Below are 26184 nucleotides of genomic sequence, written 5' to 3'. Positions count from 1 at the left end.
ATTTGTTTATGAAAATTAAGGGGAAAATGAAATGACGATAATATCTATTGAAAAAGCTACAATTTTAGATGCTGAAAAGTTAACAGAAATAATGAAAAGAACATTTGATGAAGAAGCAAAACAATGGTTGTGTGATCAAGATGGTGTAATTGATTATAACATTCAGCCACCAGGATATTCTTCAGTTGAGATGACTATATATTCAATTGAAGAATTGGATTATTTTAAAGTTAGAATGGATGAAGAAATTGTCGGTGGAATTATAGTTACGATTTCTGGTAAGTCTTACGGTAGAATTGATCGTATATTTGTGGATCCTATTCATCAGGGGATAGGGATTGGATCACTGGCTATTAAGTTTATAGAAGAAGAGTTTCCAAGCGTAAGGATTTGGGATCTTGAGACGTCTAGTAGACAAGTTAATAATCATCATTTCTATAAAAAAATGGGCTTTGAGACAATTTTTGAAACAGAAGATGAATATTGCTATGTAAAAAGAATAAAGACAGATTCAAGCGAAGAGAACTTAGTTAAAAATAAAGATATGAAAAGTGGGCAATACGAAAACTGTAATTTGGCAAATACAGAGTATTATCAGGTGAATTTAAAGGATAGTTCATTTGTTAATAGCAATGTAATGCATATGAACATGAGTAATTGTAATGTAAGTCAATCAAAGTTTAAAAATATAAATCTAAGGAACTCCTCATATGCAGATTTAAATCTTTCAGGCAGTAAATTTAATTTGGTGACTTTAGGTGGAGTTCAATTTAAAGATACGAGCCTTGAAGAAGGTAAGGAGTCTATTTCTTTTGAAAGATGCGATCTTGAAGGTAGTAAAGTAATTAATTGTAATCTTAAAAATGTTGAAATACAAAATAGTGATATAACAGGTATGAAAATAAATAATATTGCTGTAGAGGAACTACTTGAATTGTATAATCGGGTGAATAGTTAAAATAAAATCGCTTGGATTTTTTTAAGTGGTTTAGAGTGAAAAGTGTTGAGTTTTAAAAATGTTATTATACTGGAATAATTATATAAAAATAACATGATTAATTAAGGTTAGGAAGGATTTTCGCATTGCATATTAGAATATCTATATGATTATTTGAATGGAGGGGGAAAAGATGGGGATTAACATTAGAGCAGTAGAACTACAAGATGCTAGAGCAATTCATCGTATATGCATTCAAGAGGATGTTTTACCTTATATGGTTTTCTTACCTAGTATGCGTGTAGATGCGATGGAGAATAGAATTCGTAATTTAGCACCAAATCAATTTGAATTTGTTGCAGAATATGATGGAGAAGTTGTTGGATTTGTCGGTTTAACCCAAAGTTCTGGACGTAGATCTCACTCAGGAGATTTATTTATTGGAGTAGACAGCGAATATCACAATAAAGGAATAGGAAAAGCACTTCTTACAAAAATGCTGGATCTTGCTGACAATTGGTTAATGATAGAGCGAGTAGAGCTTGGTGTGTTAGAAACGAACCCTGGAGCGAAAGCCTTATATGAAAAATTTGGATTTATAGAAGAGGGTGTAAAGGTAGGGAATTTGAAGGCTCATGGGAAATTTGTTAATGAAATTATGATGAGTCGTTTTAGACCGGGTGGTTTGATTGTACATAATTAATAGTTAAAAGCATGACAATACAATGTCATGCTTTTTTATTAGGATACGGTTGTAATAAAAATAATGTTAATCCAATAAAAATAAGTAAAATACCTGCACCTTGTTGTAACGAAATCGTTTCATTCAAAATGAAATACGCTAATATACACGTTCCAATCGTTTCTCCTAAAATACTCATTGAAATAACAGTAGTACTCATCCATTTTAATAACCAATTGAAAATTGTTTGTCCTAAAATCGTTGCAATGAATGCTAAGCCTATAAAGGACCACCATGTTTGTGCTGAGTAATTGAAGAAAGATGACTGCTGCGAGTAAGCAAATATACCGAGAACGAGTGAACTACTGCCATAACTAATTACTGAATATGGTATCAGAGATAAATCTTTACGAACGTGTTGACTAATGAAAAAATAGGCTGTTATGACTCCGGCTGCAATGAAAGCTAAAATATCTCCGTATAATGCTTCTCCACTAATTTGGAAATCTTGCCATCCAATTACGATACTTCCGGAAATTGCTATGAGACACCCTATAATGGCACCTTTCGTAAACCTTTCTTTAAATAAAAAATGGCTTCCAAGCATTGAAAATAAAGGTTGTAACGTAACGATAACTGTAGAGCTTGCTACAGAAGTATATTGTAATGATTCAAACCATAGTACATAATGTGCTGCTAGAAATAATCCGGATAATAGTCCGAATCCCCATTGTTTTTTTGATAAAGAGCGTAATTCGTTTCGATTATCCTTATTAAATATTAGAAATGGAATAAGAATTAACGTTGCAAACAATAATCTGTAAAAAGCAGTAATTGCTGTAGGGGCATCCGCTAATTTTACAAAGATTGCTGAAGTTGATAAGGCAAACACGCCGAAAAATAAGATGAAATATGAAAGAATAGGTGATTTCAAAGTTTGTCCCTCCGATATATTGTTTATTATAATGAACTGTATATAATATAATGTACAAGAGTTAGTATATAAGTCTTTAATGAGATAAGGAAGGATTAATTGTCTCTGTTTAGTATGTCAGCACAAAAGGGATAAAACATGCACTATGATAGACGAAAGGAAGTTTTTGTTATGATTCATTATCGATTAGGTCAAACTGTCTTAAGTTATCGTAAGAAAAATAATATGACAATTCGTGAATTTGCTGATTATGCAGGAATCAGTACTTCACTGATTAGTCAAATTGAAAGGGGACATGCTAATCCTTCTTTAAGTGTATTAGAATTAATAGCGAAAGCATTAAACGTACCGCTGTTTACACTTTTTATAAATGATATTGATACAGATTCACTCATTTCTAAGAAAACAGATCGTAAAAAGGTTTACCGAGAAAATAATGATCATATTGTTTACGATGTATTAACACCAGATTTTATGAAAGCTCGTATTGAAATGTTAATGATGGATTTAAATAGACATGCAAATACGACGGAAAGTCATTATTCACATGAAGATAAGGAAGAGATTGCGGTTGTAATGAAAGGGGAAGTATATGTGGAATTGGAAGGGAACGAATATTTTTTAGAAGAAGGGGACGTTGTGCGTATTCCCCCGAACGTGAAACATAGATTTTTGAATAAGAGTAGTGAAATGAATCATATCTTATTTGTGTTAACACCGTCATTAAGTTAAGGGTGTATCCGCCTTAGGGAAATACAAAGTGGTAACATGCTAGCAATTTTGAATTACGTAAATAGGTGCGTGTGTAATTGAATATTCCCCCATAAATACATACACATTTACTCTCTACTTTTTATGTTAAGTAAGCGGAGGGATTTGACAAAAAAAACAAAAATAAGATAGTTCAATGACTATCAAATAAAAAAATCAGATGAACACAGAGTGAAAATAGTTAAGGCATTAGCAGAAGTGAAACGTATCGAAATTGTTCGTTATTTATTTCATAATAAAAACAAACATACTTGTAGAGAAATTGAGACTACATTAGAGATGAGTCTAATCGATCGTATCATCTCAAAATATTGTTAGAAGCAGATTTAATTATTGTTGAGCGGCAGGGTCAATTTAAATTTATAACTGTAAAGGAGAAAACGTTTCAAGAGTTTTACCGGGCTTTTTGGCGACTTTGTAGATGCTATAAGGCCATTTTTATTAGGGTTTAGAGGGGATAATAGAGATGGGAAATATAAGTGTATTAAAAGATGGGCTTTCAATTATATCTCAATGTAAAAAAGAAACAAATGATATTTGGTATGCACATTTCGGAGCAGCTGCAATTGCTAGTTATTTTTTTACGAAAAACAATAACATTGATGAAAAAACGGCCTGTCACATTTATTCTCAAGCGAAAATGATGCTCCATAAGCAAAGGTTAGGCAAAACAATTGATAATAAACAAGGTGTTGATTATCAAAGTGCTGAAGAAACGATAATCAAATCTTTGGAACAAACGATTGATGAACTCCATTGGGTTGGTCATAATGTAATTTACGCTTCTTTAAGTTTACTAGCCATTAAGGAGTTAGGTCATTGGGGGAGTGAGCAAGATATTAATAATATAGCAAATCTTATATTATCGTTTCAAAAAACAATTCCCGGTAGATCTTGGATTGGTTTTACAACTAAAGAAGTAAAGCAACTAATTATAAATAATGATGAGATGCAAAGTGAAATTAAAAACCCAAAACAATTATCTGAATTTATTTTAAATGAGTTATCTAAATTTAATATTATATATAGGGCGGAATCACATCACGATTTAATTGGTCATATGCTTACTTTTTCGCATGCAATTAATATATTATATGACTTAGGACATATAGAATTATTTCAACGAGGAGTAAAGCCACTAATAAAGCTAGTTTATGTACTTAGAGAAAGTCGTAATTTAACTTCAAATGCGCAATTAATATTGAATTCTCCAGTAGATCATCTACCTCTCATACAAGCAAAACAAGTTGATACACTTCCGATAGAAAACGTATTTTGGCTTAAAGACTATAATGAATTAAATTGGGATTTTGGACATATATTTAAATTTTCATATAGTTATTTTGACCACTTGAAAAGAGTCCCAGAATATGAAAATATCACGTTAGATAAATTCCGTTGTATTATTAATGAGTAACAGGTTCTAAATTTAAATAAGAGTAAATGGCACAAATTCATAAGGTTTAGTAACATATTAATAGAAATACGAAATTCTTCTGTAATAAGGGACTTAGTTTAAGTCTCTTTTTTTGTTAGTAGTATATTGTTTTTTCAAATATGTAAGATTTTACATTAGTATGAGACTTTTACTTATTATGTAAGTAGGCTATACTATAATACATATATTTTAAAATTGGAGCGAATAAAGACGACATGGAATTAGTGAAGTTAGAAAAAGTAATTGAAATGAAAAAAGAAGAATTATTGAATCTAGTCTCAAATTATGGACTTCAACATGAAAAAGTAATAGAACTCAGCCAAGAAATAGATAAATTAATAAATTGGTTTATGTTTTTAAAATAGAAAGAACTATGACGTGAGTTGAATATGTTATAGTTCTTTTTTATTCATATATATTGTCTAATTTCTTACAGAATGCGCAAGCTGCTAGTCGACTATGATAATTTTTGGTTATAATAATAAAGGAATTATTAATTGTATCGGTTAGGAGCACAGCAAATATGAAAACAGTCGTTGTCATCGGTGGAGGTATTACTGGACTTTCTACTATGTTTTATTTGGAAAAATTAAAGAAGGATTATAATATGGATTTAAATTTAATCCTTATTGAGAAAGAAGAGTATTTAGGTGGTAAAATCCACAGTGTGGAAGAAAATGATTTTATTATGGAATCTGGAGCAGATTCTATCGTAGCTCGTAATGAACATGTTTTGCCGCTTGTAAAAGATTTAAATTTAGAAAATGAAATGGTATATAACGAAACAGGTATTTCTTACATATACTCTGATAACATATTACATCCAATTCCTGTTGACACTATATTCGGGATTCCTATGAGTGTTGAATCATTATTTAGCAGTACGCTAGTCTCAAAAAAAGGGAAAGTCGTTGCTTTAAAAGATTTTATTACGAAAAATAAGGAGTTTACAAAGGATACATCACTTGCTGTATTTTTAGAAAGTTTTTTAGGGAAAGAGTTAGTGGAAAGACAAATTGCACCTGTGCTTTCAGGTGTATATTCCGGTAAATTGAATGAGCTTACAATGGCATCTACGTTACCATATTTACTTGAGTATAAAAATAAATACGGAAGTATTATTAAAGGTTTTGAAGAGAATAAAAAACAATTTCAATCAGCAGGAAATAAAAAGTTTGTATCATTTAAAAGGGGACTATCAACGATTATTAATCGCTTAGAAGAAGTGCTGAAGGAGACTGTCATTAAAAAAGGTGCTGTAACAACAGCGATAAGTAAAAAAGGGGATCGATATGAGGTTTCTTTTACAAATCATGAGACAATACAAGCTGATTATGTCGTTTTAGCAGCTCCACATGATATCGCACAAACTTTATTACAGTCTAATGAGTTAAATGAGCATTTTAATAAATTTAAAAATTCATCGCTTATAAGTATTTACTTAGGTTTTGACATACTAGATGAACAACTACCGGCTGACGGCACAGGTTTTATCGTAATGGAAAACAGTGATTTACATTGTGATGCTTGCACATGGACAAGCAGGAAGTGGAAACATACATCGGGTAAACAAAAGCTATTAGTAAGAATGTTTTATAAGAGTACTAATCCAGTGTATGAAACGATCAAAAGTTATAGTGAAGAGGAATTAGTACGAGTAGCTTTACATGATATTGAAAAGAGTCTTGGAATTCAAGGTGAACCAGAAGTAATTGAAGTTACAAATTGGAAAGGTTTAATGCCGAAATATCATTTAGAACATAATCAAGCTGTTCAATCATTACAAGAAAAATTGGCCGCTCTTTATCCTAATGTATACTTAGCTGGAGCTTCATATTACGGTGTAGGAATTGGTGCTTGTATTGGAAACGGAAAGAATACTGCCAATGAAATAATTGCGACATTGAATGAACAGTAAAAATAATAATATTGAATACATATGTAAATAAAATGTCCCTCCAACATAATGGAGGGACATTTTATTTGTAATTATTTCACATTAATTGCAATCTTTTTATGAGATGTTTTATTCTCTTTAATAGTTAAAGTTATTTTTCCGGATTCCTCAAAGGAATACGGTGAGAGTTGATAAAGTTCTTTAATATTATGTTCTTCTTGTAATTTATTTGTAGGTATTATTGTTATATTAGGCTTCCATGTTTTCTGTTTGCCTGAAGGGTAGTCTACTATTATTTCTGGATTATTTAATTGTAATGTTTCCCAAGAGACAAAATACAGTTCAACTTCTGCATCTTTTTTTAGTAATTCCTCTGAGAAATAACCAAACTCACCAACATTACCGAAAACAGTGAAATTTTGATTTTGTAATTTAATATCTAAATATCTAGGCTGATATGTTGCTGCGTGATACATTCCGTATGAAAGAGAGAGTGTGGCAGCGATTAATATACCAACTGAAAATGTCTTAAAGCTATTTCCTTTAAAACTTGTCATCATAAATGAGCTTGGTGTGAATTTTTTTGCGAATAAAAAAATGAGTAAAATGAGCAAGAGGGATAAGCCGATGAAAATATACATAGGAATTTTACACCTCCATAATAAAAAAACTTATTTTCTATATTTTAACATGAATGTATGGATTAGGTTGTTGTTTTAGAAGGGAAAGGTGGATATGTTATCGAAATTATAAAATAGCTTAGTACGAGCGGAGTGATAGAAATGAAAAGAATAAAACATATTTTTAAGTGAAGATGAGAAAAGAGTAACAGGAGGGGGTGTAATTGTTACGTACTCTTGAAGCGAGAGAACGAATTGGGAAGAAGTGGGATAGTACAGAAGTATATCCTTTCGTTAATGAGTTAGATACTCTTCTAAGAGAAACTGGGTTTTCAAGTGTAAACTGGAGACAAACAGCTCCATGTCATTGGGCGTTAGTTGCATATAAATAGAAAATGAGGAAAAGCGGCGCTAGAAATATTTGATTTGTGGGACATTGAGGACTTTCCTAATTATAAATACTTTTTCTGCTATAATAAATTAGTAGAGAGAAAGGAGTGATCCTATGGTTATGGCATTTCCTATATTAGAAACGGAACGCTTGCGCTTAGTTGAAATAGAACAATCTTATTGTCAAAAAATATATGAAATATTCTCATTGGATGAGGTAACGTGTTATTACGGTATGAATTCTTTTACTGAGTTTGGACAAGCTTCACGTATGATTGAATCTTTTTCGAAAAATTACTTTGAGAAAAAGGCAATGCGTTGGGGCATTGTATTAAAAGACACAAATACTTTAGTAGGAACAATTGGATTAAATAATTTACAACTTTGGAGTAAACGCTCAGAGATTGGATATGATTTGCATCCTCGTTATTGGGGGAAGGGTTATGCTTCTGAAGCTGCTCGAGAAATTATTACTTATGGATTTCGAGATTTAGGATTATTTAGAATTGGAGCTATTACATATCCTGAAAATATAACTTCGTGTAATATGTTATCTAAATTAGGTTTTCAACAAGAAGGGCTGTTACGTGGATATATTCATCAAGGAAATAAACAACACGATGCATTAATGTATTCTATTGTACGAACAGATGTAGAGGATATTCATTATTAATAAAAAGCCCCTCTTATTTAAAATAAGAGGGGCTTGTAAAAATCAACCTATTTTAGGTAATAAACGTTCTCCGCTTTTCATACTACTTTTACATAAAGGGCATTTAGGCTCTTCTTCAAATGAAAAGTTCTTTCTCATCCATCCTAAACAATCCTCTGATTCACATTCCCAAACAGGGGTTTGTTCTGGTGGTACTTCTGCTACATCGTTCTTTCGATTGCGATACATGTAACCACTCCTTTTATGTAAAAATTTTTAGTTATATATTAAAAAGGTTGTTACCAGCTCGGTTAACAACCTTTTTATTGATTGAATTATAGCTTTACAACGTTTTTAGCTTGAGGTCCACGGTTACCGTCTTCAACTTCGAAGCTAACTTCTTGACCTTCGTCAAGAGACTTGAAACCGTCGCTAGTGATAGCTGAGAAGTGAACGAATACATCGCTACCGTCTGCAACTTCGATGAAACCGAAACCTTTTTCGCTGTTAAACCATTTTACTTTACCTGTTAATGTCATGGTAATGCCTCCTAAAATTTAAAAAGATTACAATATGATCGGCCTTATTCGATTGAAAATAAAAGTTCACATATTATCAAAAACCCATAAGGAGTACAAAATGTTCCTGATTGATACTTGATAATATGCAAAGAAAATATAGTACTAAATTGACCTTAATTACTATCTTACAACAAATGGTGGGAAATAGCAAGTGCTGGTAATACCAGTGAGTAATTTGGGCGATAATGGTAAAAGGCGCAAAGACATCTTTTTTATTTATATATTATTCCTAATCTGAATGTATTCCAAACAGAAATCATTTATATAAAGAAGTATGTTTAAGGGAAATGATATATATATTTTAAGAATACAGATGATTACAATAATTAGGAGGATAGAATATTGCAAAATAAACAATTTAAAATAATTGAAGCAGCAAAAGAAGGAAGAAGAAAAGTTCATCCTGTTTTCGCTGTCATACTTGCTATTGTATTTTTAACTTTAGGTGAATTATTTATGTTATTTATGCTGTTTTTACCGAAAACAGAAACAACCTTTATGAAGGCAATGTATAACAATATTGAGATGATATTAACGTTTGGCGGGGCTATATTTTTTGTGTTTTTATGGATTAAATTTGTTGAGAAAAGATCATTTTCATCTATTGGTTTTTGGAATGAGCAATGGATGAGAAAGTATTTGAGAGGGGCACTATTAGGGTTTATTTTCATTTCGATACCAGTAATTTTACTCGTATTAACAGGAAATGTAAAACTACAAATGCAAGAAATTACGCTGACAGCTATATTTGGTATTGCAGGGTCTTTAGTCGCATTTTTAATACAAGGGGCCACTGAAGAAATTGTTGTACGAGGTTGGTTATTCCCAGTTCTTTCTGTTAGAAGCCGTATATGGATTGGGATTGTTGTGACGTCCTTTTTATTTGGTTTTCTTCATTTGCTTAATCCAGGAATTACAATTCTTTCAATATCGAATATAATATTAGTTGGTGTATTTGCAGCATTTTACGTTTTAAAAGACAGTAGTCTTTGGGGGATATGCGCGTGGCATTCAATTTGGAATTGGGCGCAATATAACGTCTATGGCTTTGCTGTTAGTGGAATGACGATATATTCAACACCACTATTTAAACCTGTAACAAATGGCAATGAAGTCCTTCATGGAGGCTCATTTGGGATTGAAGGTAGTATTATTACAACAATAATGCTTTCTATCGCTTCAATTGTTTTATGGAGACAGTTATGGGGGAGAAGAGCGAAACAACGAGATTTTAGTTAATAAAAGTGGGGGAAACTATGGGGATTATAGCGTTTGAGGGAGCGAGTGCTGTTGGTAAGAGTAGCACATGCCGTAAACTAGAAAACAATTATGGAGCATTCATTATACCTGAAGTGAATTTTTTATTTGAAAGACCAAAAAATGAACATGGAACATGGTATTTTGAAAAACAAGTAGAGCGCTGGAATATAGCAGTGCAAAAGTCGCAGCAATATGAATTAGTAATACTTGATGGGGATATATATCAGCCACTTAGTTATAATTGGTGTTTTCATTTTGATATATTTAATCAGCCCTTATCTTTAATAGAAAACTTTTATAAAGAAAAGATGATAAATAGGGAAATTGGTTTTCCAGATCAATATTTTTATTTGTACACGAATGATGAAGAACTTAGAAAACGGAAAGAATTTGATGAGACGAGAAGCAGAAGAAACTTTGAAAAACATTTACATATATCAAAACCGTTGCGGCGTTATTATGAAAATTTAAATACCGTCACAGACGGGTACTGTAAATTGATTGAAGCAAAAAGTATAAAGTCGAATGAATTAGAAATTGTGAAAAGTTTAAACAGCTTAAACGTATGTGAAGATAGACGTTTTGATGTTTCGAGGTTAGATGCTATTACGGAGTGGTTACAAGAACATCGTGCATAGTATGAAAACAACGAGTGTCATAAATGGCACTCGTTGTTTTTTATGCATATGTAAAATTCGAATTATATATTATTTTTAAAATTTGTAAGTTTGCTGTTTCATTTTTTTTAATAGCGTTTGTATATTTAGGTAAGAAAAGTTGAGAAGGATAAACTGGTAGTTCACCACAAATATCAATTCCATAAACAGATTTATTCATAATGACAGTATGAATAGATTTTAAAAGTTTAGGTAGTTTCATATGTCCTTGATCCCAATTTGTAATAGTTACTTTTGGATCTAAAACGTCTTTATCAACACTTACATGTATTATTTCTGTATGAATATGTGAAAGGAGTGTATATACGGATATTTCATGGGATATGTCTATCGGGAAAACTTCTACGCATGAACAATCATTAGAGTGAATTGTTAAAGAAGAAGGACCAATAATAATTACTTTCTTTAATTTATGATTATTTTGAAGAGCAAACGATACCCATGGCCCACAGGAAATAAGAGTTTGTTTATTCATTCCTTTTAAGTTCATATCAGTATGATGGTCAAATAGTATAAGGCTAAATGGTTTTTTAATTTCTTCTAGTAATAAATAAGATACATAATGATAATTTCCAAAACCAATAAAAGTAATTCCTTTTTATATGCATTAAAGAAGGGTTTTCACAATACAGATTTGAGTGCTCTAAATGAGTAAAATCAATATCTTCATGAGAATAAGAATGTAGTTTATTTTGTAATAAATACGTATCATCAAAGTTTAAAAATGTTAAACCGTTATACAATAAACTCATATTTATTCATCTCCTTTAAATATTAGGCTAACATTTATTTTTATAAACTTAAAATGAAATGCTTAAAGTAGAATTTGCATTTGAAAAAGAAGGTATTTTTAGACAGAATAATCTTTCAATTTACAAAGAAAAGAAATACAATATAAGGAAATATACATATGATTTAGGAAATAGTAATCATGTAATAGAGTTATCTAGTATTTACGGTAACTGGTAGTAAGGTTCAAAATCAAGCTGGGATAAAGAAGTTAGGTGGGAGATCAATCGCCTGTATAAGGTAGATTAGTTCAACTAGTATTTATTGTATCAAGTATAATTTTTGAAGGGGGAATAAATGAAAACATGAAAAAGATTATAATTTCAGATCTTGATGGGACTTTATTAAGAAGTGATAAAACAATTTCAGAGAAATCTATTAATATTTTAAGGGAGTGCAAAAATAATGGAGACGAACTAATTTTTGCTACGGCAAGGCCTCCAAGAGCTATAAACCAATATATTCCCAACGTGTTAAAGAATGAGATTATTATTTGTTATAACGGAGCGCTTGTTCTTAAAGGTAATGATATTTTATATGAAATGAAAGTTTCTAAAAATAACGTTTTAGAGATTATAGAAATAGCAAAAAAATATAATCTCCATCAGATTTGCCTTGAAATAAATGATAAACTGTACTCAAATTTTGATGTTACTGATTATTTCGGTAATGTACTGTGTGAAGTTATGGATATTAGAGAGTTGAACTTTGAAAAAGCTTCGAAAGTAATAGTTTGTACGAAAGGACCAATAAATGAGGATTTCACTAAAGAATTGCCTATTGAGTGCAATGCAGTCATTACAGATGACGGAACATTGTGTCAAATCATGCATGCAGAAGTTTCGAAGTGGAATAGCATTCAACATGTTCTACAGCATCTAAATCGAGACGCATCTGAAGTGATTGCATTTGGAGATGACTACAATGATATGGAAATGATAGAGAAGTGTGGGATTGGTGTAGCGATGAGTAATGCTGTTGAGGAATTAAAATCAGTTGCTAAATTTATTGCGAAAAGTAACGATGAAGATGGCGTTGCTACATTTTTGGAAAGTAATAGTTATATTTATATTAATTAGTATGAAAAAAATATGCTACACCTGCTTTTAATAGATAGAAATTATGAAAAGGGATATTTGGGAGGAAACAAGCGAGATGAAAACACTATTTAAAATAATCGGTATTATAGCTGGTATGGCAGTAATTGGAGTAGGTTTAACATATGGTATGCTGTATTATTTAAATAATAGTAAACCAGCTGCGAAAAAGACAACACCAGCAGCTCCCGCAATAGAAGTGTTAGCTGATATTAATGTAAAAGCAGAAGAGGCGAAGCTTTTAGAAAATGGCAATCATTCATTACCAAATAGCGGTTTTAATAAAAATTTTAAATGGACAGATGAGCACATACAGACAGCATTACATGAAATGGCACATCAAAAAACGAAAGCCGATCAAAAGTGGGGCTATATTTTTATCACACAAGAACGTATTGAAAGTTTAATTGATATTGTAAAGAGCAATGATCTTGTACAGGGAAGTACATATGTTGACATTTTAGAACGATGGAAACAAGGAAAATATGAAAAAGTCGATGCGGATCACAATAAGATTTGGAAATTGCAAAGTGGGAACTTAGGAGAAGGGAAAGGAATAATGTCAGAAGCAGAACAAAAAGAATTAATTAATCAAGTGTTTATGCAAAAAGGTACATATTCGGGTAGCAAATTAATTGCAGGTGGGGGACAGGCTAATAAATAATATACTTAGCAATGAAAGAGAGTAAGTGCTTTTTAGGCAGTTACTCTTTTTTGTATGCACTTTTTTAATATTTTTAGTCTCGCTCTAGTAAGGAAAGAAACGACTGTAGTACCGGGGAGATCCATCTAGATTTATGATAGATTACATGACTTTGAATAACGGCTGGAGTTTCGATAGGCTGAAAACATAGTTGTTCTTTTTGACAACTTTCTTGTACAACAATATAAGGAAGAATTGAAATGCCTAACTCACACATAACGGATTGTTTAATTACTTCAACATTGGAAGTTTCAAATGTTTTATCTGGAATATTCCCGCTTTGATGTAAAAAACGATCTACCATCGGTCTATAGCCACAGCTTTGTTCTGTAAAAATAAACTGGGTGTCCTGTAATAACTGGAATGGATTTGCGTGTGCAGAGGAATAAGCCGGTAAAATCCATCCAAATGTTTCATTACTAAAAGTACGTGTAATAAAATCATTATGTTCTATACTTTCTCCAATTAGGAAGATAACATCGCTTTCTCCTTCACGTAGCTTTTTCATTGCTTGCTCGTTTGTATTTGTTTCAAGAACGATATTCACTTTCGGATTTTCTTGTTTGTAAGTACGTAATAATTGTGGTAACCGGTACACTGCTAATGATTCGTTAGATGTAATCGTTAATGTTCCCTCTAAATCATCACTATTTTGAGGGATTTCTTGCGCTTTTTCATAAATAGCAAGTAATTCTAATGCATACGGATGAAATTGATGACCCGCTTTTGTAAGAAGTACTTTTTTGCCTAATCGATCGAAAAGAGGAATGTTTAAATCGTTCTCTAATGCTTTCATATGCGTTGTTACAGTAGATTGGGCATAACCTAACGCATGAGCAGCTTTGGAAAAACCGCTGTGCTTAACAATGGCACAAAATGTTTTAACATGTCTCATTTCCATAAATGATACCTCTTTTATTATCATGATTTGTGAATGATTATATCATGTATTTCAATTTTTCAAATGAATAAATTTCTTTTAAAATGAAGTTGTGAAGAAATTTATTCAAGCGATATTGGAGGAGAAAAGATGATTGAAAAGGGCTATCATGTAGCTGTTGTTGGGGCTACAGGTGCAGTAGGGCAGAAAATCATTGAACTGTTAGAACAAGAAACAAAGTTTAATATAGCTGAAGTTACATTACTTTCGTCAAAACGGTCCGCTGGTAAGGTAGTGCAATTTAAAGGACGAGAGATAATTATACAAGAGGCAAAAACAACTAGTTTTGAAGGTATAGATATTGCCTTTTTTAGCGCTGGGGGAGAAGTTTCTAGACAATTTGCCAATCACGCAGTCTCTAGTGGCGCAGTCGTAATTGATAACACAAGTGAATACCGAATGGCACATGGTGTACCTCTCGTTGTTCCAGAAGTAAATGCGCACACATTAAAGGAACATAACGGTATTATTGCAGTTCCGAATTGTTCAGCATTACAGATGGTAACAGCTCTTCAGCCAATACGAAAATCATTTGGTATAGAACGAATTATCGTTTCAACGTATCAAGCTGTATCAGGCTCAGGAATCCATGCGATTCATGAATTAAAAGAACAGGCTAAATCAATGCTTGCAGGTGAAAAGTTTAAGAGTACTATATTACCAGTGAAGAAAGATAAAAAACATTATCCAATTGCGTTTAATGTACTACCACAAGTAGATATATTCACAGATAATGATTTCACATTTGAAGAAGTAAAAATGATTCAAGAAACGAAGAAAATTTTTGGAGACCAAAACTTGAAAATGGCAGCTACTTGTGTGCGTGTTCCAGTTGCATCAGGACATTCAGAATCGGTTTATATTGAACTTGAAAAAGAAGCAACTGTTGCGGAAATCAAAGAAGTACTGCTGGATGCACCAGGTGTTATTTTACAGGATAACCCTAGTGAACAGCTGTATCCAATGCCATTATATGCAGAAGGGAAAATAGATACATTTGTCGGGAGAATTAGAAAAGATCCTGATACACCAAGAGGCTTCCATCTTTGGATCGTTTCCGATAATTTATTAAAAGGTGCGGCTTGGAATTCAGTTCAAATCGCAGAGACGTTGGTGGAAAAGGAGATTATTTAGTATAGACATACACATGTATTATAAGAACTAGGAAACTAATGATTATAAAAGTATCCTAGTTCTTATTTTAGTGAGAATTTAATATAAATTAGTTTTTATAGTATTTTTATAAATATCCACTTTATTCGCAGAAAATATTAAAGTTGTAGGTTCTTCATTAATAGTAAGATTTATATGAATTGTTAAAGGTAGTTCAAGTTTTTTCACTACATCTTCTATAGCAATATACTCATCTTCTATTTCGTTATAATAAACAACAGAACTAAGGAATACCTCGTCATTTTCAATATTAATTTCACACATCATAGAGAATTTCTCGCCATTATGTAAGAGTAATTTGCCTAGTACTATTGAACCGTTTAACTCTTCTGTAAAATTAGAAGTTGCCGCTGGTTTCACCCATGTTTCATCACGTTCTTCGTTTTCTTCTTCATCTATTGCCCATTCCCATATTGGGTTTTATTTTAGGTCCTCAATAGTTAATTCATCAATTGGTTTGCAATTACTCATAAATATATTCTCCTTTTGTTCTGATAAGTAAGTTTCTTAATTTCATGAACTAGATGATTGCTTATAAATGGGTTCAATAGAGTGTGTTGCTCATTTGATATCAAACTAATTTATTACGGAAATCTGCTATTACGGTAATATTAACAAGGTTTTAATTAGCTAGCAAATAATTATTAGTTGAGATTTTTCAAAAGGGATGACGTGAAGGGAAGATAGTGAAAAACATCAAGAATGAATAAAATTCATTTGGTATGATATGGATATATTCAGTGTGAGGGGGAATTATAATGTATAAAGTAAAAGGGTATTTTTCATCATTAAAAGGAAGCCATTATGAAATTGGAAAACAGCAAGGGGAATTTGTAAAAAATCATCTGTACCTCATTCCACAATTTATGCAGGAAGAACATTTAATATTGGATAACCATTGGACAGAATCTAGAAAAATACTAAATAAATATTGTCCAGGAATAAATGAAGAAATTGAAGGCTTTTGTGAAGTGTTAAAAATTCCTTCTAAAAATATGATGTATTATTATCAAACACTATTAAAAGCAGGTTGTAGTCATTGTGCAGTATTGCCTAAAAAAACTGATTTAGAGCATACATATGTATTAAGAAATTATGATTTGTCACCAAAAATTGATGATATGCGTTTTTGTTCGACGCATGTTGAAGGTGCGTATGCACATAGTGGTTTTTCTACTCAATACTTTGGCCGGACAGAAGGAGTGAACGAGCATGGATTATCTGTTACATTTTCAGCATGTGGGCAACCAGTAGGAAATATTGAAGGTTTAAGAAAGCCAATGGTAAGTGGTTTACAATGTTTTGCGGTAATTCGAGTATTATTGGAGAAATGCAAAAATGTACAGGAGGCTAAGTCACTAATAGACGAAATGCCAATTGCAAGTAATATTAATATTATTGTAGCTGATCCTTTAAATGCAGCACATATTGAAATATTTGACGGATATAAATCCATAACAACGATTGATGATGACAATCAAGCTTTTATCGTATCAACAAACCATGCAGTTAGTTCATCTATTCAGAAATTAAATAATAGGAAATTAGAACAGTCTACAAAGAGATATCACATTTTACATGAACATTTAAATCGAAATGAAAAGTTGAGCATGGAGTCTTTAAAAGGATTAGTAGAAGAAGAATATCCTGTAGGGCTGACTGTACATAATTATGAAGAATGGTTTGGGACTTTGCATTCTGTATTATTTGATTTACAGGATTGTACAATGAATATTTGTTTCGGATCGCCACTTTTAAATGATTGGTATTCATTGAAAGTAGGAGAAAGTCTTCCGTTTATTGAGGTGAATGTGAATTTTAAAAATAAAGCTTATGCTGACTTTTGGAGAGAAGAGAAAAATGATTTGATTCCTAAAAGGTAAAAAGGTATGTAGGAATAAGATGGTAACATGAAATGGAGTGGAAATATATTGGAGGGGATGTCATTGTTGGAAGGTATATTACCAATTGTTATTATTTTTGTTCTGGTTATCTCAATGTATGTTACTTATCAAAAAAGAAAAAAAGCGGGGATAAAAGGGTTAAAAAGTTCATTAACTTCTATTTGTTGCTTTTTAATTGCAATCTTAAATTTGTTTGCATATTGGTTTCGTTTTGGCGGTGTTTTTACGTGGCTAGTCTCAATTGTATTGTTGCTAGTGGGGGCGTATTTTACAAAGTATATTCCAATCTCAAAAAAGGTACACTAAAATTATATGAGTTTATACGTATCGGTTTTATTTCATAATGAAAAGAGATTATTCTATTAGGTCGTTGTGCAGCGGCTTCATAGGATAATCTCTTTTTATGCTTTTTTTTGTAGAGAATGTACTGTTATTTTTAGTTGCTCAATAAATTCCCGGGTAGAAGCGCACATATATTTATCTTTTCTATAAATAAGTCCTATATCTATTGTTGGAGTGGGGTTTTCAATTTTAATAGCTTGTATGTGCTCACTTTGCAAAAAGTTTATATACGGTTTGGGTAACACTGTAATTCCCATACCTTTTGAAACCATTTGAATTAAAGATTCCATCGTACTAATTTCTAAAATTGGTTTTGGTTTAAAGCTAAAGTTTTGACAATAGGTCGTAAGTAATTCTGTTAAATAAAAGTTTTTTGGTAGAAGGATTAAAGGGTAGTTCTGTAATTCTTTGATAGACACGTGATCACGTTCACTTAAAGGATGACCGATTGGAATAACTAATGTAAGTTCACTTTTATATAGTGGGATAGAAACAATCTCTTTATCTTGCACTGGGAGAAATGTAATGCCAATATCTAATTCGTTTTGTAATAATTTTTCACGAATTTCTCCTGTACGAAGACCTAATACAGAAAGTTCAATATTCGGATATAAATTATTGAAATTTAAAATGGCTGGTGGTAATAAATAATTTACGACGGTTAACAATGAACCGATTGTTAAGGATCCATGCTGTAATCCGTTTAAATCTTGAATGGCAGAACGGGCTTGTTCGACTTCATGAAAGATTGTTTTACTGTGCGATAATAAAACTCTTCCTGCTTCAGTTAAAGATATTTTTTTACCAATTCGATCGAAAAGTGGCATGCCTATTTCATGTTCTAATGCACGTATTTGTTGGCTTAGTGAAGGTTGTGAAATATTTAATTTCTCGGCTGCTTTTGTGAAATGTAATTCTTTCGAAACAGCTAAAAAGTATTCTAATTGTCGTAATTCGATTGAAATCACCTCAAGTTTAATCATAGGATATACCTATCATTATTATATAAATAATTGAATTGAACAATGGTTTTGTGGGATTTATAATCACTTTATCAGAAATGGATTGATTAAAAAATTAGATGAGGTGAAGAAGAATTGTTGAAATCTAGCGTATTACCGGGCAGTTATTCACAAGTACTTCAAAAAAGGTATGAGGAGGCTGTACCGACAGGAATATATCATTTAACGCCTTTATATGTAAAAGAAGCAAGGGGAGCGATAATAACAGATGTAGATGGAAATCAGTTTATTGATTTTGCTGGTGGAATTGGTATGCAAAATGTTGGACATTGTCATCCGAAAGTTGTAAGAGCGGTACAAAAACAAGCAGAATCATTTATACATCCTTGTTTTCATGTAACTCCATATGAAAATTATATTACTTTAGCTGAGAAAATTAATGAGAAAGTGCCAGGTACAAGCAAGAAAAAAACGATGTTTGCCAATAGTGGTGCGGAAGCGATTGAAAATGCTGTAAAAATCGCACGTAAAGTAACAGGGAGGAGTAAAGTAATTTCGTTCGAACGAGGATTTCATGGGAGAACATTAATGACAATGTCCTTATCGACCAAAGAAAATCCATATAAAGCAGGATTTGGTCCGTTCGTTTCAGACATGTATATATTGCCGTATCCGTACTATTACAGAGCTGAAGAAGGAGTTTCTCTTGAAGAAGTGGATTCTCAAGTCATCTATCAGTTTGAAAAGTTTTTAGAAGAAGTATCACCTGAACAAGTAGCAGCAATCGTAATGGAACCAGTACAAGGGGAGGGTGGGTTTATTGTTCCTTCCATTTCATTTGTAAAACGATTACGAGAAATTTGTAATCAATGCGGTATTTTAATGATAATGGATGAAGTGCAAACTGGATTTGGCCGAACAGGGAAATGGTTTGCAACGGAACATTTTCATATAGAACCTGACATAATGACTTTGTCAAAATCAATTGCTGGCGGTTTACCATTAAGTGCTATTGTCGGTCGTGCGGAGTTGATGGACATTCCTGGGAGAGGACAAATTGGTGGAACTTTTGCCGGGAGTCCGTTATCATGTGCAGCCGGTCTTGCTGTATTTGAAATAATGGAAGAAGAAAATCTAGTTGAAAGGGCTCAGCAAATTGGAAATAGAATAATGTCACATCTACATCAAATGCAATTAAAGTACGAAGTGATTGGTGAGGTTCGTGGAATCGGTGCGATGGTTGCAATGGAACTTGTAACGAATCGCATAACGAAAGAACCTGCAAAAGAACTAACAGTAAAGCTAATTGAAGATTTTTGGAAGAATGGGCTTATAAGTATTGGAGCGGGGATATTTGATAATGTACTACGCTTTTTACCACCTCTAGTTATCTCAAACGAAGAAATAGATAGAGGGTTTGAAATAATAAATGAGTCTTTTGAAAAGTTGTGCCGCAATTAAGAGGAGGGATTTGAATGACTAAAGTATATGAAATCCTATCTTTAAATATAGGATTACCAAAAGAGGTTATGTATGGTGGGAAGTTAATTCAAACAGGGATAAATAAAAAGCAAGTAAAGGAACCTGTTTTTTTATCATTTTTAAAGTTTAATGGAGACGGACAGGCGGATTTAGTTCATCATGGAGGGGTAGATAAAGCGGTTTGTGTTTATACTGGTGACCATTATCCTTACTGGGAAAAAGAGTTGAATCAAGAACTTGTATATGGAGCTTTCGGTGAAAATATAACGGTAAGAGGAATGCGAGAAGAGGATGTTTGTATCGGGGACATGTTTCAATTTGGAGAAGCGATTGTACAAATAACGCAACCAAGACAGCCATGTTTTAAATTAGCGAAGAAATATAATATTCCAAAGTTGCCATTATATTTTCAAGATACAGGATACACAGGGTTTTATTTTCGTGTATTAAAAGAAGGGTGGGTATCACCAGTCGATACGTTAAAACGGCTGGAGTCTGATCCAAAAGGTGTTACAGTAGCGTTTGCTAATCGTATCATGCATAAGGAAAAACTAAATATTGAAGGATTAAAAAGAATTTTAGAAGTAAATGCACTTTCTACTAGTTGGAGAAAGACATTTGAAAAGCGTATGAGCGGAGAAGAAATCAATACGAAGGAGAGGCTTGAAGGAACGAAAGAATAAATTTTTTTTTTATAAATGGTGCATTTCTATTAGTAAAAGCTAATTAGAAAGCACTATTTTTATATAATAAACTAATTAATATTCAAAAATCCTAATATTAGTTTATTCGACTTATTTTTTAATAATCAAAACATAAAATAAATTAAACCATTGTTAAAAGTTTTATGATACTATATTGATTTGAAAGGCCTATTTTTTGAGAGCAGGTCATATAAGTATATCTAAATTAATGGAATCGACGTATGGAGGGACAACATGGGGAATGTTGAAAAAATGGCAAACTTTCTATTAGAAAAACCGAGAAGAGAACAGTTATTTCCTTTATTTGAAGAAGTGTTTGGGATTACAAGTCAAACATTGAATGATTTTTCGGAGAAAGGGTATTGGGATTATACATATAAAGCATTATCATTTTTACAAGATGATAAAGCGATTGCAAATGTTGCGGCATTTTCACTTCCGCTTTTAATTAATGGTGAAAAAATAAATGCAGCGGGTATTCAATCAGTAATGACACATCCGAATTATCGTAGACGAGGATTAATGAAACAATTGTTTAGTAAGATGATAGAGGAAATTGATGAGCAATGCGAGTGTGCGGTCTTGTTTACTGAAAATCCAGAACTATATAAACCATTTGGTTTTCAAATTGTGCAAGAATATTTGATGACAGTATCATACGAAAACAAGAGTGATAAAGATTCTCAACTTAAAAAGTTAGATTTTTATAATGAAGAGGATAGACAATTAATACATGAGATTATTGAAAATGGCCAAAGGCTTTCTAATAAATTTTCAACGTTAAATTACCGCTCTTCGTTTTATTTAAATATGTATGATTCAACATGGAATGAAAACCTTTATTATTCAGAGAAATTAGATGCGCTGATTGTTTTTACAGTAGAAAATCAAAAACTAAAATTATTTGGAGTATTTGCGCCGGTAATTCCGATTTTAGATGAATTATGTGAGGAAATCTCTGGGGAATTTACGGAGATTGAATTTTATTTCTACCCAGATCAATTAGGAATTGATGATGTACAATATACAGAATTACAGACTAGTAAGTATTTAATGGTTCGAAGTAATAAAGAATTAGATTTTAAAGGTTATAAATTCCCGGTATTAACTGAGTTTTAAATATTAATTTACATGCTTTTTTATTGAAGAAATATAGATACAAAACCGTATTCTTTTCATTAAGAATGCGGTTTTGTATTTACATAATAGAAAGCACATTTATTGACCGAAAAGTCATTAATGCTTATCATTTAATAATGTTAAATATTAATTTGCATAATATAATAAAAGTAAAGAAGAAATTACAAACTATAGGGTTTAAATAAGGAGGGATATGAATTATTCAGTGGTAATTTCATGGAAAAAGGAGATTATGTATGAAATCATTTCGCAAGTTATTACAGTATTTAAAACCATACATGTTCTTCGCTATTATTGGACCGCTATTTATGGTACTTGAGGTTGTGATGGACTTAATTCAACCGACTATTATGCAACATATTATTGATGTTGGGATTGCAAATAGGGATTTGAATTATGTAATAAAAATGGGGCTTCTTATGATAGGAGCAGCGGCACTTGGGTTAGTTGGAGGACTTGGGTGTATGATGTATTCTACAAAAGCAGCTGTAAATTTCGCTACAGACATACGAAGAGATGTGTTTACGAAAATAGAAACATTTTCTAGTGAAAATCGGGATACATTTGGAACCGGAAAATTATTAACGATTGTGACAAATGATATTACATCAATTCAATCGGCGATGACAATGACTTTACGTGTTCTCGTTCGTGGCCCTTTGTTATTTATCGGAAGTATAATTATTGTTTTTGTAACAGCGAGAGAGTTATTTCCAATATTACTTGTAGTTGTACCAATTTTATTACTGGCGATTATTTTAATTGCAAGTAAAGCGAGTGGAACGTTTAAAAATGTGCAAGAAGCATTAGATAAAGTGAATACAAAGTTACAAGAAAATTTATCTGGTGTACGTGTTATAAAAGCGTATGTAAGACAAAAATATGAAATTTCTCAGTTTGGAAATGTTAATACAAATTTAACGAAGATAAATATTCGAGCTGTGCAGCTTATTTCCTTAATGATGCCAATTATTATGCTAGTTGTAAGTGGTGGGATTGTCGCAACACTATGGATTGGTGGAGAAAAAGTATTTAATGGAACTCTTCAAGTAGGTGCGATTTTAGCATTTATTAACTACTTGAATATCATTTTAATGGCACTTATGTCTATTAGTATGGTATTTATTCAAATTGCTCGAGCTTTTCCATCTGCGGATCGTGTACAACAAGTTTTAAATACTGAAGTTGATATTATGAACGAAGCTAACGCAATTGAACCTGAGAAAATCGAGGGGAATATTGATTTTAAAGATGTTAGTTATAGTTATACGAAAAATAATGAATACGTTTTAAAAGATATTTCATTCAGCATACGTAAAGGTGAAAAAGTAGGGATTATCGGTTCTACAGGAAGTGGTAAATCTACTTTAGCTAAACTATTACCACGCCTATATGATATTGAGCAAGGTGAAATATGTATTGACGGAATAAATGTTAAGATGTTCGATTTACAAAAATTGCGTGCTTCAATAGGTTTTGTACCTCAAAAGGCATTGTTGTTCTCAGGAAGTATAGAAGAGAATTTACGTTATGGTAAAGAAGATGCAACACACGATGAATTGGAAACAGCAACTTCATCTGCGTGTGCGACTGAGTTTATAAACAAGTTGGAAGAATCGTATCATTATAATTTAACACAAGGTGCGACGAATTTATCAGGTGGACAAAAACAACGTGTATCCATTGCGAGAGCGCTTGTGAGAAAACCATCCATTCTTATATTAGATGATTCTACATCAGCAGTTGATGCGAAGTCAGAAGCCAACATTCAATCGGCATTAAGAACAGAATATAAAGGAACAACGACATTATTAATTGCTTCTAAAATCTCATCTATAATAGATGCTGATAAAATTCTCGTATTAGATAATGGTGAATTAGTTGGTGATGGCACACATGAACAACTGTTAGAACAATGTGATGTATATCAGGAAATTTATCTTTCCCAAGGTGGTAATTTGCATAAAGAAGGTGGGAAAGAACATGCGTAATTTTCAAGGGCAATTTGCTAATAAAGGTGGACGTAACGCACCTAAGAGTGGAAAAGTTAAAAATACTAAAGGAACTGTAAAGCGGATTTGGAACTATATGGGGTATGAAAAGGCTGCTCTAATGTTCGTTATATTTCTAGTATTTATTACGACATTACTTGGGTTATTAGGTCCATATTTTATGGGAGTAATTATAGATCAATATATTGTACCGAAAGATTTAAATGGTACGGCAAGAATGTGTATGTTACTTATTGCAATTTACGGTGTAACGGTGCTTTTAACATGGTTACAAACATTTGTAATGATTAATGTTGCATTAAAGACAATTCAAAAAATACGACAAGATATATTTGAGAAAATCCAAACGCTTTCATTACGGTTCTTTGATGTACGTTCTCAAGGTGATTTAATGAGCCGTGTGACAAATGATATTGATAACTTAAATCAAGCTTTGACACAAAGTGTTGTACAAATTATTTCATCAGCGTTAACATTTATAGGTGTAACGATTGCGATGTTTTCATTAGATTGGATTTTAGCGATTGTAACTTTAATTACAGTACCTATTATGTTTTTCGTTACAAAAAAACTAGTTGTTTATAGTGGCAAAAACTTTGCGAAACGTCAAAAGGATTTAGGGGAATTAAATGGATTTATCGAGGAAGCTATTACAGGTGCAGACGTAACTACGTTATACGGAAAAGAAAAAGAAACCGTACATAACTTTAATGAAATTAACGAACAGCTAAGAATTTCAGCAACGAAGGCTGAAACGTTTTCAGCATTTATTTTTCCAAGTATGAACTTTATTAATAACTTAGGAATGGCGCTTGTAATTGGAACTGGATCGGTAATGGTATTAAACGGAATGACAACAGTAGGTGTCATTGCAGCTTTTATTAATTATTCTCGACAATTTTCAAGACCACTTAGTCAATTTGCAACTTTAATGAATACGATTCAAGCGGCAGTTGCTGGAGGAGAACGTGTCTTTGAAATTATGGATGAAGTACCAGAAATTCAAAATAAAAAAGACGCATTCGTTGTACAAAATTTACAAGGGCATGTTGAACTTGAGAATGTTTCGTTTGGTTATGTGGAAAATAAAACGATTTTAAAAGAAGTGAGCCTTAAGGCACAGCCTGGAGAGACAATTGCTTTAGTTGGTCCAACGGGATCGGGAAAAACAACAATCATAAATTTATTGACTCGATTTTATGATATACAGCAAGGGAAAATTCATATTGATGGAAAAGATATAAAAGATTATGATATCAATTCTTTACGAAGTAAAATAGGAGTAGTTTTACAAGATACGTATTTATTTGCTGGGACAATTATGGATAATATCCGTTATGGACGATTAAATGCAAGTGATGAAGAAGTAATCAATGCAGCAAAGGCTGCATCGGCACATTCTTTTATTAAGCATTTACCGAAACAATATGAAACAGAGATTGCTTCAGAAGGGTCGAATTTAAGTCAAGGACAAAAACAACTTCTTGCGATTGCAAGGGCAATTTTAGCAGATGCAGATATACTAATTCTTGATGAAGCGACATCTAATATTGATACGAGAACAGAATTGCAAATTCAAGCAGGATTAAATAATTTAATGAGAGGTAGAACGAGTTTCGTAATCGCTCACCGACTCAAAACGATTGAAAAGGCGGATCAAATCCTTGTCATAAAGGATGGAAGTATTTTAGAAAGAGGGAATCATGAATCTCTTATGGAAGATAGAGGATTTTACTTTGAATTGTATACGAGTCAGTTTAAAATTTAATAATAATATTCATGTGGTGCGGTTTCTCTAGAAAAGAGAAACCGCATTTTTTATATTTGTAAACATAACTATCCAAATAGGCTTTTACTAAAGGGTTTAAATGCACCCCCGGTAATATATGTGAATAGTAATTTAAAGTTATGAAAACATCTTATTTCATCCTTATCTCAAACTTGGAATGAGTTTTGTTTGTGTGTTAAAACCGCTGACGCGGGATTAATCTGTAATAGCTTTGATTTCATAGCCTGAATTCGCGCGGTTCTTAATATACTGTGGATATGATGCACGATATTATGGTGTCTTGTAAATGTAAAATATTATACAAGCGA

The 26184-nt window shown here is 32.1% G+C and carries 28 protein-coding genes and 1 pseudogene; 21 read left to right on the top strand and 8 right to left on the bottom strand.

Features of this window, described 5'->3' with window-relative positions; all coding sequences use genetic code 11:
- Positions 1–31: 31 nt before the first annotated feature.
- Positions 32–958: a GNAT family N-acetyltransferase gene (locus ACFWDE_RS06895; protein ID WP_377891001.1), complete on the top strand. Its 927-nt coding sequence runs from the start codon at positions 32–34 to the stop codon at positions 956–958.
- Positions 959–1130: 172 nt separating this feature from the next.
- Positions 1131–1640, top strand: coding sequence for a GNAT family N-acetyltransferase (locus tag ACFWDE_RS06890; protein WP_377890999.1), 510 nt, complete (start codon positions 1131–1133; stop codon positions 1638–1640).
- A 25-nt stretch (positions 1641–1665) separates the two neighbouring features.
- Here ACFWDE_RS06890 and ACFWDE_RS06885 read toward each other — a convergent pair whose 3' ends face one another.
- Complete coding sequence (locus tag ACFWDE_RS06885; RefSeq protein ID WP_377890997.1) at positions 1666–2553, bottom strand: DMT family transporter; 888 nt, start codon at positions 2551–2553, stop codon at positions 1666–1668.
- Between the two features lie 138 nt (positions 2554–2691).
- Here ACFWDE_RS06885 and ACFWDE_RS06880 point away from each other — a divergent pair, with 138 nt between their 5' ends.
- The 5 genes from ACFWDE_RS06880 to ACFWDE_RS06860 all read left to right on the top strand — a co-directional run bounded on the left by ACFWDE_RS06880 (position 2692) and on the right by ACFWDE_RS06860 (position 6680).
- Positions 2692–3285: a helix-turn-helix domain-containing protein gene (locus tag ACFWDE_RS06880; RefSeq protein WP_219918380.1), complete on the top strand. Its 594-nt coding sequence runs from the start codon at positions 2692–2694 to the stop codon at positions 3283–3285.
- Between the two features lie 210 nt (positions 3286–3495).
- Entirely contained in the window at positions 3496–3642 is a 147-nt protein-coding gene (locus tag ACFWDE_RS06875; protein ID WP_258236994.1) for a hypothetical protein, read from the top strand.
- A gap of 148 nt (positions 3643–3790) precedes the next feature.
- The gene (locus tag ACFWDE_RS06870; RefSeq protein ID WP_377890994.1) at positions 3791–4741 is read left to right on the top strand and encodes a hypothetical protein; all 951 of its coding nucleotides are present in this window, start codon (positions 3791–3793) and stop codon (positions 4739–4741) included.
- 236 nt (positions 4742–4977) lie between these two features.
- On the top strand, positions 4978–5127 hold the full coding sequence (locus ACFWDE_RS06865; protein WP_219918382.1) for an aspartyl-phosphate phosphatase Spo0E family protein: 150 nt from the start codon (positions 4978–4980) through the stop codon (positions 5125–5127).
- Between the two features lie 158 nt (positions 5128–5285).
- Positions 5286–6680: a protoporphyrinogen oxidase gene (locus ACFWDE_RS06860; protein WP_377890992.1), complete on the top strand. Its 1395-nt coding sequence runs from the start codon at positions 5286–5288 to the stop codon at positions 6678–6680.
- A gap of 71 nt (positions 6681–6751) precedes the next feature.
- On the opposite strand, the gene ACFWDE_RS06855 is transcribed toward ACFWDE_RS06860, so the two are convergent.
- On the bottom strand, positions 6752–7300 hold the full coding sequence (locus ACFWDE_RS06855) for a hypothetical protein (RefSeq protein WP_264540784.1): 549 nt from the start codon (positions 7298–7300) through the stop codon (positions 6752–6754).
- A gap of 203 nt (positions 7301–7503) precedes the next feature.
- Here ACFWDE_RS06855 and ACFWDE_RS06850 point away from each other — a divergent pair, with 203 nt between their 5' ends.
- On the top strand, positions 7504–7671 hold the full coding sequence (locus tag ACFWDE_RS06850) for a hypothetical protein (RefSeq protein ID WP_002148028.1): 168 nt from the start codon (positions 7504–7506) through the stop codon (positions 7669–7671).
- Between the two features lie 119 nt (positions 7672–7790).
- The gene (locus tag ACFWDE_RS06845) at positions 7791–8342 is read left to right on the top strand and encodes a GNAT family N-acetyltransferase (RefSeq protein ID WP_033718163.1); all 552 of its coding nucleotides are present in this window, start codon (positions 7791–7793) and stop codon (positions 8340–8342) included.
- 42 nt (positions 8343–8384) lie between these two features.
- Here the strand turns inward: ACFWDE_RS06845 and ACFWDE_RS06840 are convergent, their stop codons facing one another.
- On the bottom strand, positions 8385–8570 hold the full coding sequence (locus ACFWDE_RS06840; RefSeq protein WP_000286202.1) for a cold-shock protein: 186 nt from the start codon (positions 8568–8570) through the stop codon (positions 8385–8387).
- Between the two features lie 86 nt (positions 8571–8656).
- A complete protein-coding gene (locus ACFWDE_RS06835) occupies positions 8657–8860 on the bottom strand; it encodes a cold-shock protein (protein ID WP_377890988.1) in 204 nt (67 codons plus the stop codon).
- Between the two features lie 384 nt (positions 8861–9244).
- Here ACFWDE_RS06835 and ACFWDE_RS06830 point away from each other — a divergent pair, with 384 nt between their 5' ends.
- Both ACFWDE_RS06830 and ACFWDE_RS06825 read left to right on the top strand, forming a co-directional pair.
- On the top strand, positions 9245–10141 hold the full coding sequence (locus ACFWDE_RS06830) for a CPBP family intramembrane glutamic endopeptidase (RefSeq protein WP_377890986.1): 897 nt from the start codon (positions 9245–9247) through the stop codon (positions 10139–10141).
- On the top strand, positions 10141–10800 hold the full coding sequence (locus ACFWDE_RS06825; protein WP_377891091.1) for a chloramphenicol acetyltransferase: 660 nt from the start codon (positions 10141–10143) through the stop codon (positions 10798–10800). The genes ACFWDE_RS06830 and ACFWDE_RS06825 overlap by 1 nt, the downstream gene beginning before the upstream one ends.
- Positions 10801–10840: 40 nt before the next feature.
- Here the strand turns inward: ACFWDE_RS06825 and ACFWDE_RS06820 are convergent.
- Positions 10841–11591 (bottom strand): annotated as a pseudogene (locus ACFWDE_RS06820) (arginase family protein).
- A 342-nt stretch (positions 11592–11933) separates the two neighbouring features.
- On the opposite strand from ACFWDE_RS06820, the gene ACFWDE_RS06815 reads away from it, so the two are divergent.
- Complete coding sequence (locus tag ACFWDE_RS06815) at positions 11934–12707, top strand: HAD family hydrolase (protein ID WP_219918387.1); 774 nt, start codon at positions 11934–11936, stop codon at positions 12705–12707.
- A 76-nt stretch (positions 12708–12783) separates the two neighbouring features.
- Positions 12784–13389: a PRK06770 family protein gene (locus ACFWDE_RS06810; RefSeq protein ID WP_002148017.1), complete on the top strand. Its 606-nt coding sequence runs from the start codon at positions 12784–12786 to the stop codon at positions 13387–13389.
- Between the two features lie 73 nt (positions 13390–13462).
- Here the strand turns inward: ACFWDE_RS06810 and ACFWDE_RS06805 are convergent, their stop codons facing one another.
- Positions 13463–14329 carry a LysR family transcriptional regulator gene (locus tag ACFWDE_RS06805; protein ID WP_264540788.1) on the bottom strand — a complete coding sequence of 289 codons (867 nt, stop codon included), beginning with the start codon at positions 14327–14329 and terminating at the stop codon, positions 13463–13465.
- 129 nt (positions 14330–14458) lie between these two features.
- Here ACFWDE_RS06805 and ACFWDE_RS06800 point away from each other — a divergent pair, with 129 nt between their 5' ends.
- Positions 14459–15502 (top strand): aspartate-semialdehyde dehydrogenase, encoded by a 1044-nt coding sequence (locus ACFWDE_RS06800; protein WP_377890983.1) that lies wholly within the window; start codon positions 14459–14461, stop codon positions 15500–15502.
- A gap of 78 nt (positions 15503–15580) precedes the next feature.
- On the opposite strand, the gene ACFWDE_RS06795 is transcribed toward ACFWDE_RS06800, so the two are convergent.
- The gene (locus ACFWDE_RS06795; RefSeq protein WP_377891089.1) at positions 15581–15955 is read right to left on the bottom strand and encodes a hypothetical protein; all 375 of its coding nucleotides are present in this window, start codon (positions 15953–15955) and stop codon (positions 15581–15583) included.
- Positions 15956–16299: 344 nt separating this feature from the next.
- Here ACFWDE_RS06795 and ACFWDE_RS06790 point away from each other — a divergent pair, with 344 nt between their 5' ends.
- Together ACFWDE_RS06790 and ACFWDE_RS06785 are read left to right on the top strand one after the other, a co-directional pair.
- Positions 16300–17424, top strand: coding sequence for a C45 family autoproteolytic acyltransferase/hydrolase (locus tag ACFWDE_RS06790; protein ID WP_377890981.1), 1125 nt, complete (start codon positions 16300–16302; stop codon positions 17422–17424).
- A 63-nt stretch (positions 17425–17487) separates the two neighbouring features.
- Positions 17488–17751: a hypothetical protein gene (locus tag ACFWDE_RS06785; RefSeq protein WP_377890979.1), complete on the top strand. Its 264-nt coding sequence runs from the start codon at positions 17488–17490 to the stop codon at positions 17749–17751.
- Between the two features lie 95 nt (positions 17752–17846).
- Here ACFWDE_RS06785 and ACFWDE_RS06780 read toward each other — a convergent pair whose 3' ends face one another.
- Positions 17847–18755: a LysR family transcriptional regulator gene (locus tag ACFWDE_RS06780; RefSeq protein ID WP_377891087.1), complete on the bottom strand. Its 909-nt coding sequence runs from the start codon at positions 18753–18755 to the stop codon at positions 17847–17849.
- Between the two features lie 129 nt (positions 18756–18884).
- On the opposite strand from ACFWDE_RS06780, the gene gabT reads away from it, so the two are divergent.
- The 5 genes from gabT to ACFWDE_RS06755 all read left to right on the top strand — a co-directional run bounded on the left by gabT (position 18885) and on the right by ACFWDE_RS06755 (position 25855).
- A complete protein-coding gene (gene gabT / locus ACFWDE_RS06775; RefSeq protein WP_377890977.1) occupies positions 18885–20210 on the top strand; it encodes a 4-aminobutyrate--2-oxoglutarate transaminase in 1326 nt (441 codons plus the stop codon).
- A 14-nt stretch (positions 20211–20224) separates the two neighbouring features.
- Positions 20225–20914, top strand: coding sequence for an MOSC domain-containing protein (locus ACFWDE_RS06770; RefSeq protein ID WP_377890975.1), 690 nt, complete (start codon positions 20225–20227; stop codon positions 20912–20914).
- A 255-nt stretch (positions 20915–21169) separates the two neighbouring features.
- Positions 21170–22054 (top strand): GNAT family N-acetyltransferase, encoded by an 885-nt coding sequence (locus ACFWDE_RS06765; RefSeq protein ID WP_377890973.1) that lies wholly within the window; start codon positions 21170–21172, stop codon positions 22052–22054.
- 257 nt (positions 22055–22311) lie between these two features.
- A complete protein-coding gene (locus ACFWDE_RS06760; RefSeq protein ID WP_377890971.1) occupies positions 22312–24066 on the top strand; it encodes an ABC transporter ATP-binding protein in 1755 nt (584 codons plus the stop codon).
- A complete protein-coding gene (locus tag ACFWDE_RS06755; RefSeq protein WP_377890969.1) occupies positions 24059–25855 on the top strand; it encodes an ABC transporter ATP-binding protein in 1797 nt (598 codons plus the stop codon). Before ACFWDE_RS06760 ends, ACFWDE_RS06755 begins: the two co-directional genes overlap by 8 nt.
- The last annotated feature ends 329 nt before the right edge of the window (positions 25856–26184 follow it).

It is taken from the genome of Bacillus sp. NPDC060175, assembly GCF_042728695.1.
Classification (GTDB): Bacteria; Bacillota; Bacilli; order Bacillales; family Bacillaceae_G; genus Bacillus_A.
This window is presented reverse-complemented; position numbering and strand designations above follow the sequence as displayed.

What these genes read in the sequence shown, in the direction of transcription:
- ACFWDE_RS06895 (WP_377891001.1), top strand. Translation starts at nt 32, where the DNA reads ATGACGATAATATCTATTGAAAAAGCTACAATTTTAGATGCTGAAAAG.
- ACFWDE_RS06890 (WP_377890999.1), top strand. Translation starts at nt 1,131, where the DNA reads ATGGGGATTAACATTAGAGCAGTAGAACTACAAGATGCTAGAGCAATT.
- ACFWDE_RS06880 (WP_219918380.1), top strand. Translation starts at nt 2,692, where the DNA reads ATGCACTATGATAGACGAAAGGAAGTTTTTGTTATGATTCATTATCGA.
- ACFWDE_RS06870 (WP_377890994.1), top strand. Translation starts at nt 3,791, where the DNA reads ATGGGAAATATAAGTGTATTAAAAGATGGGCTTTCAATTATATCTCAA.
- ACFWDE_RS06865 (WP_219918382.1), top strand. Translation starts at nt 4,978, where the DNA reads ATGGAATTAGTGAAGTTAGAAAAAGTAATTGAAATGAAAAAAGAAGAA.
- ACFWDE_RS06860 (WP_377890992.1), top strand. Translation starts at nt 5,286, where the DNA reads ATGAAAACAGTCGTTGTCATCGGTGGAGGTATTACTGGACTTTCTACT.
- ACFWDE_RS06855 (WP_264540784.1), bottom strand. Translation starts at nt 7,300, where the DNA reads ATGTATATTTTCATCGGCTTATCCCTCTTGCTCATTTTACTCATTTTT.
- ACFWDE_RS06845 (WP_033718163.1), top strand. Translation starts at nt 7,791, where the DNA reads ATGGCATTTCCTATATTAGAAACGGAACGCTTGCGCTTAGTTGAAATA.
- ACFWDE_RS06840 (WP_000286202.1), bottom strand. Translation starts at nt 8,570, where the DNA reads ATGTATCGCAATCGAAAGAACGATGTAGCAGAAGTACCACCAGAACAA.
- ACFWDE_RS06835 (WP_377890988.1), bottom strand. Translation starts at nt 8,860, where the DNA reads ATGACATTAACAGGTAAAGTAAAATGGTTTAACAGCGAAAAAGGTTTC.
- ACFWDE_RS06815 (WP_219918387.1), top strand. Translation starts at nt 11,934, where the DNA reads ATGAAAAAGATTATAATTTCAGATCTTGATGGGACTTTATTAAGAAGT.
- ACFWDE_RS06810 (WP_002148017.1), top strand. Translation starts at nt 12,784, where the DNA reads ATGAAAACACTATTTAAAATAATCGGTATTATAGCTGGTATGGCAGTA.
- ACFWDE_RS06805 (WP_264540788.1), bottom strand. Translation starts at nt 14,329, where the DNA reads ATGGAAATGAGACATGTTAAAACATTTTGTGCCATTGTTAAGCACAGC.
- ACFWDE_RS06800 (WP_377890983.1), top strand. Translation starts at nt 14,459, where the DNA reads ATGATTGAAAAGGGCTATCATGTAGCTGTTGTTGGGGCTACAGGTGCA.
- ACFWDE_RS06790 (WP_377890981.1), top strand. Translation starts at nt 16,300, where the DNA reads ATGTATAAAGTAAAAGGGTATTTTTCATCATTAAAAGGAAGCCATTAT.
- ACFWDE_RS06770 (WP_377890975.1), top strand. Translation starts at nt 20,225, where the DNA reads ATGACTAAAGTATATGAAATCCTATCTTTAAATATAGGATTACCAAAA.
- ACFWDE_RS06765 (WP_377890973.1), top strand. Translation starts at nt 21,170, where the DNA reads ATGGGGAATGTTGAAAAAATGGCAAACTTTCTATTAGAAAAACCGAGA.
- ACFWDE_RS06760 (WP_377890971.1), top strand. Translation starts at nt 22,312, where the DNA reads ATGAAATCATTTCGCAAGTTATTACAGTATTTAAAACCATACATGTTC.
- ACFWDE_RS06755 (WP_377890969.1), top strand. Translation starts at nt 24,059, where the DNA reads ATGCGTAATTTTCAAGGGCAATTTGCTAATAAAGGTGGACGTAACGCA.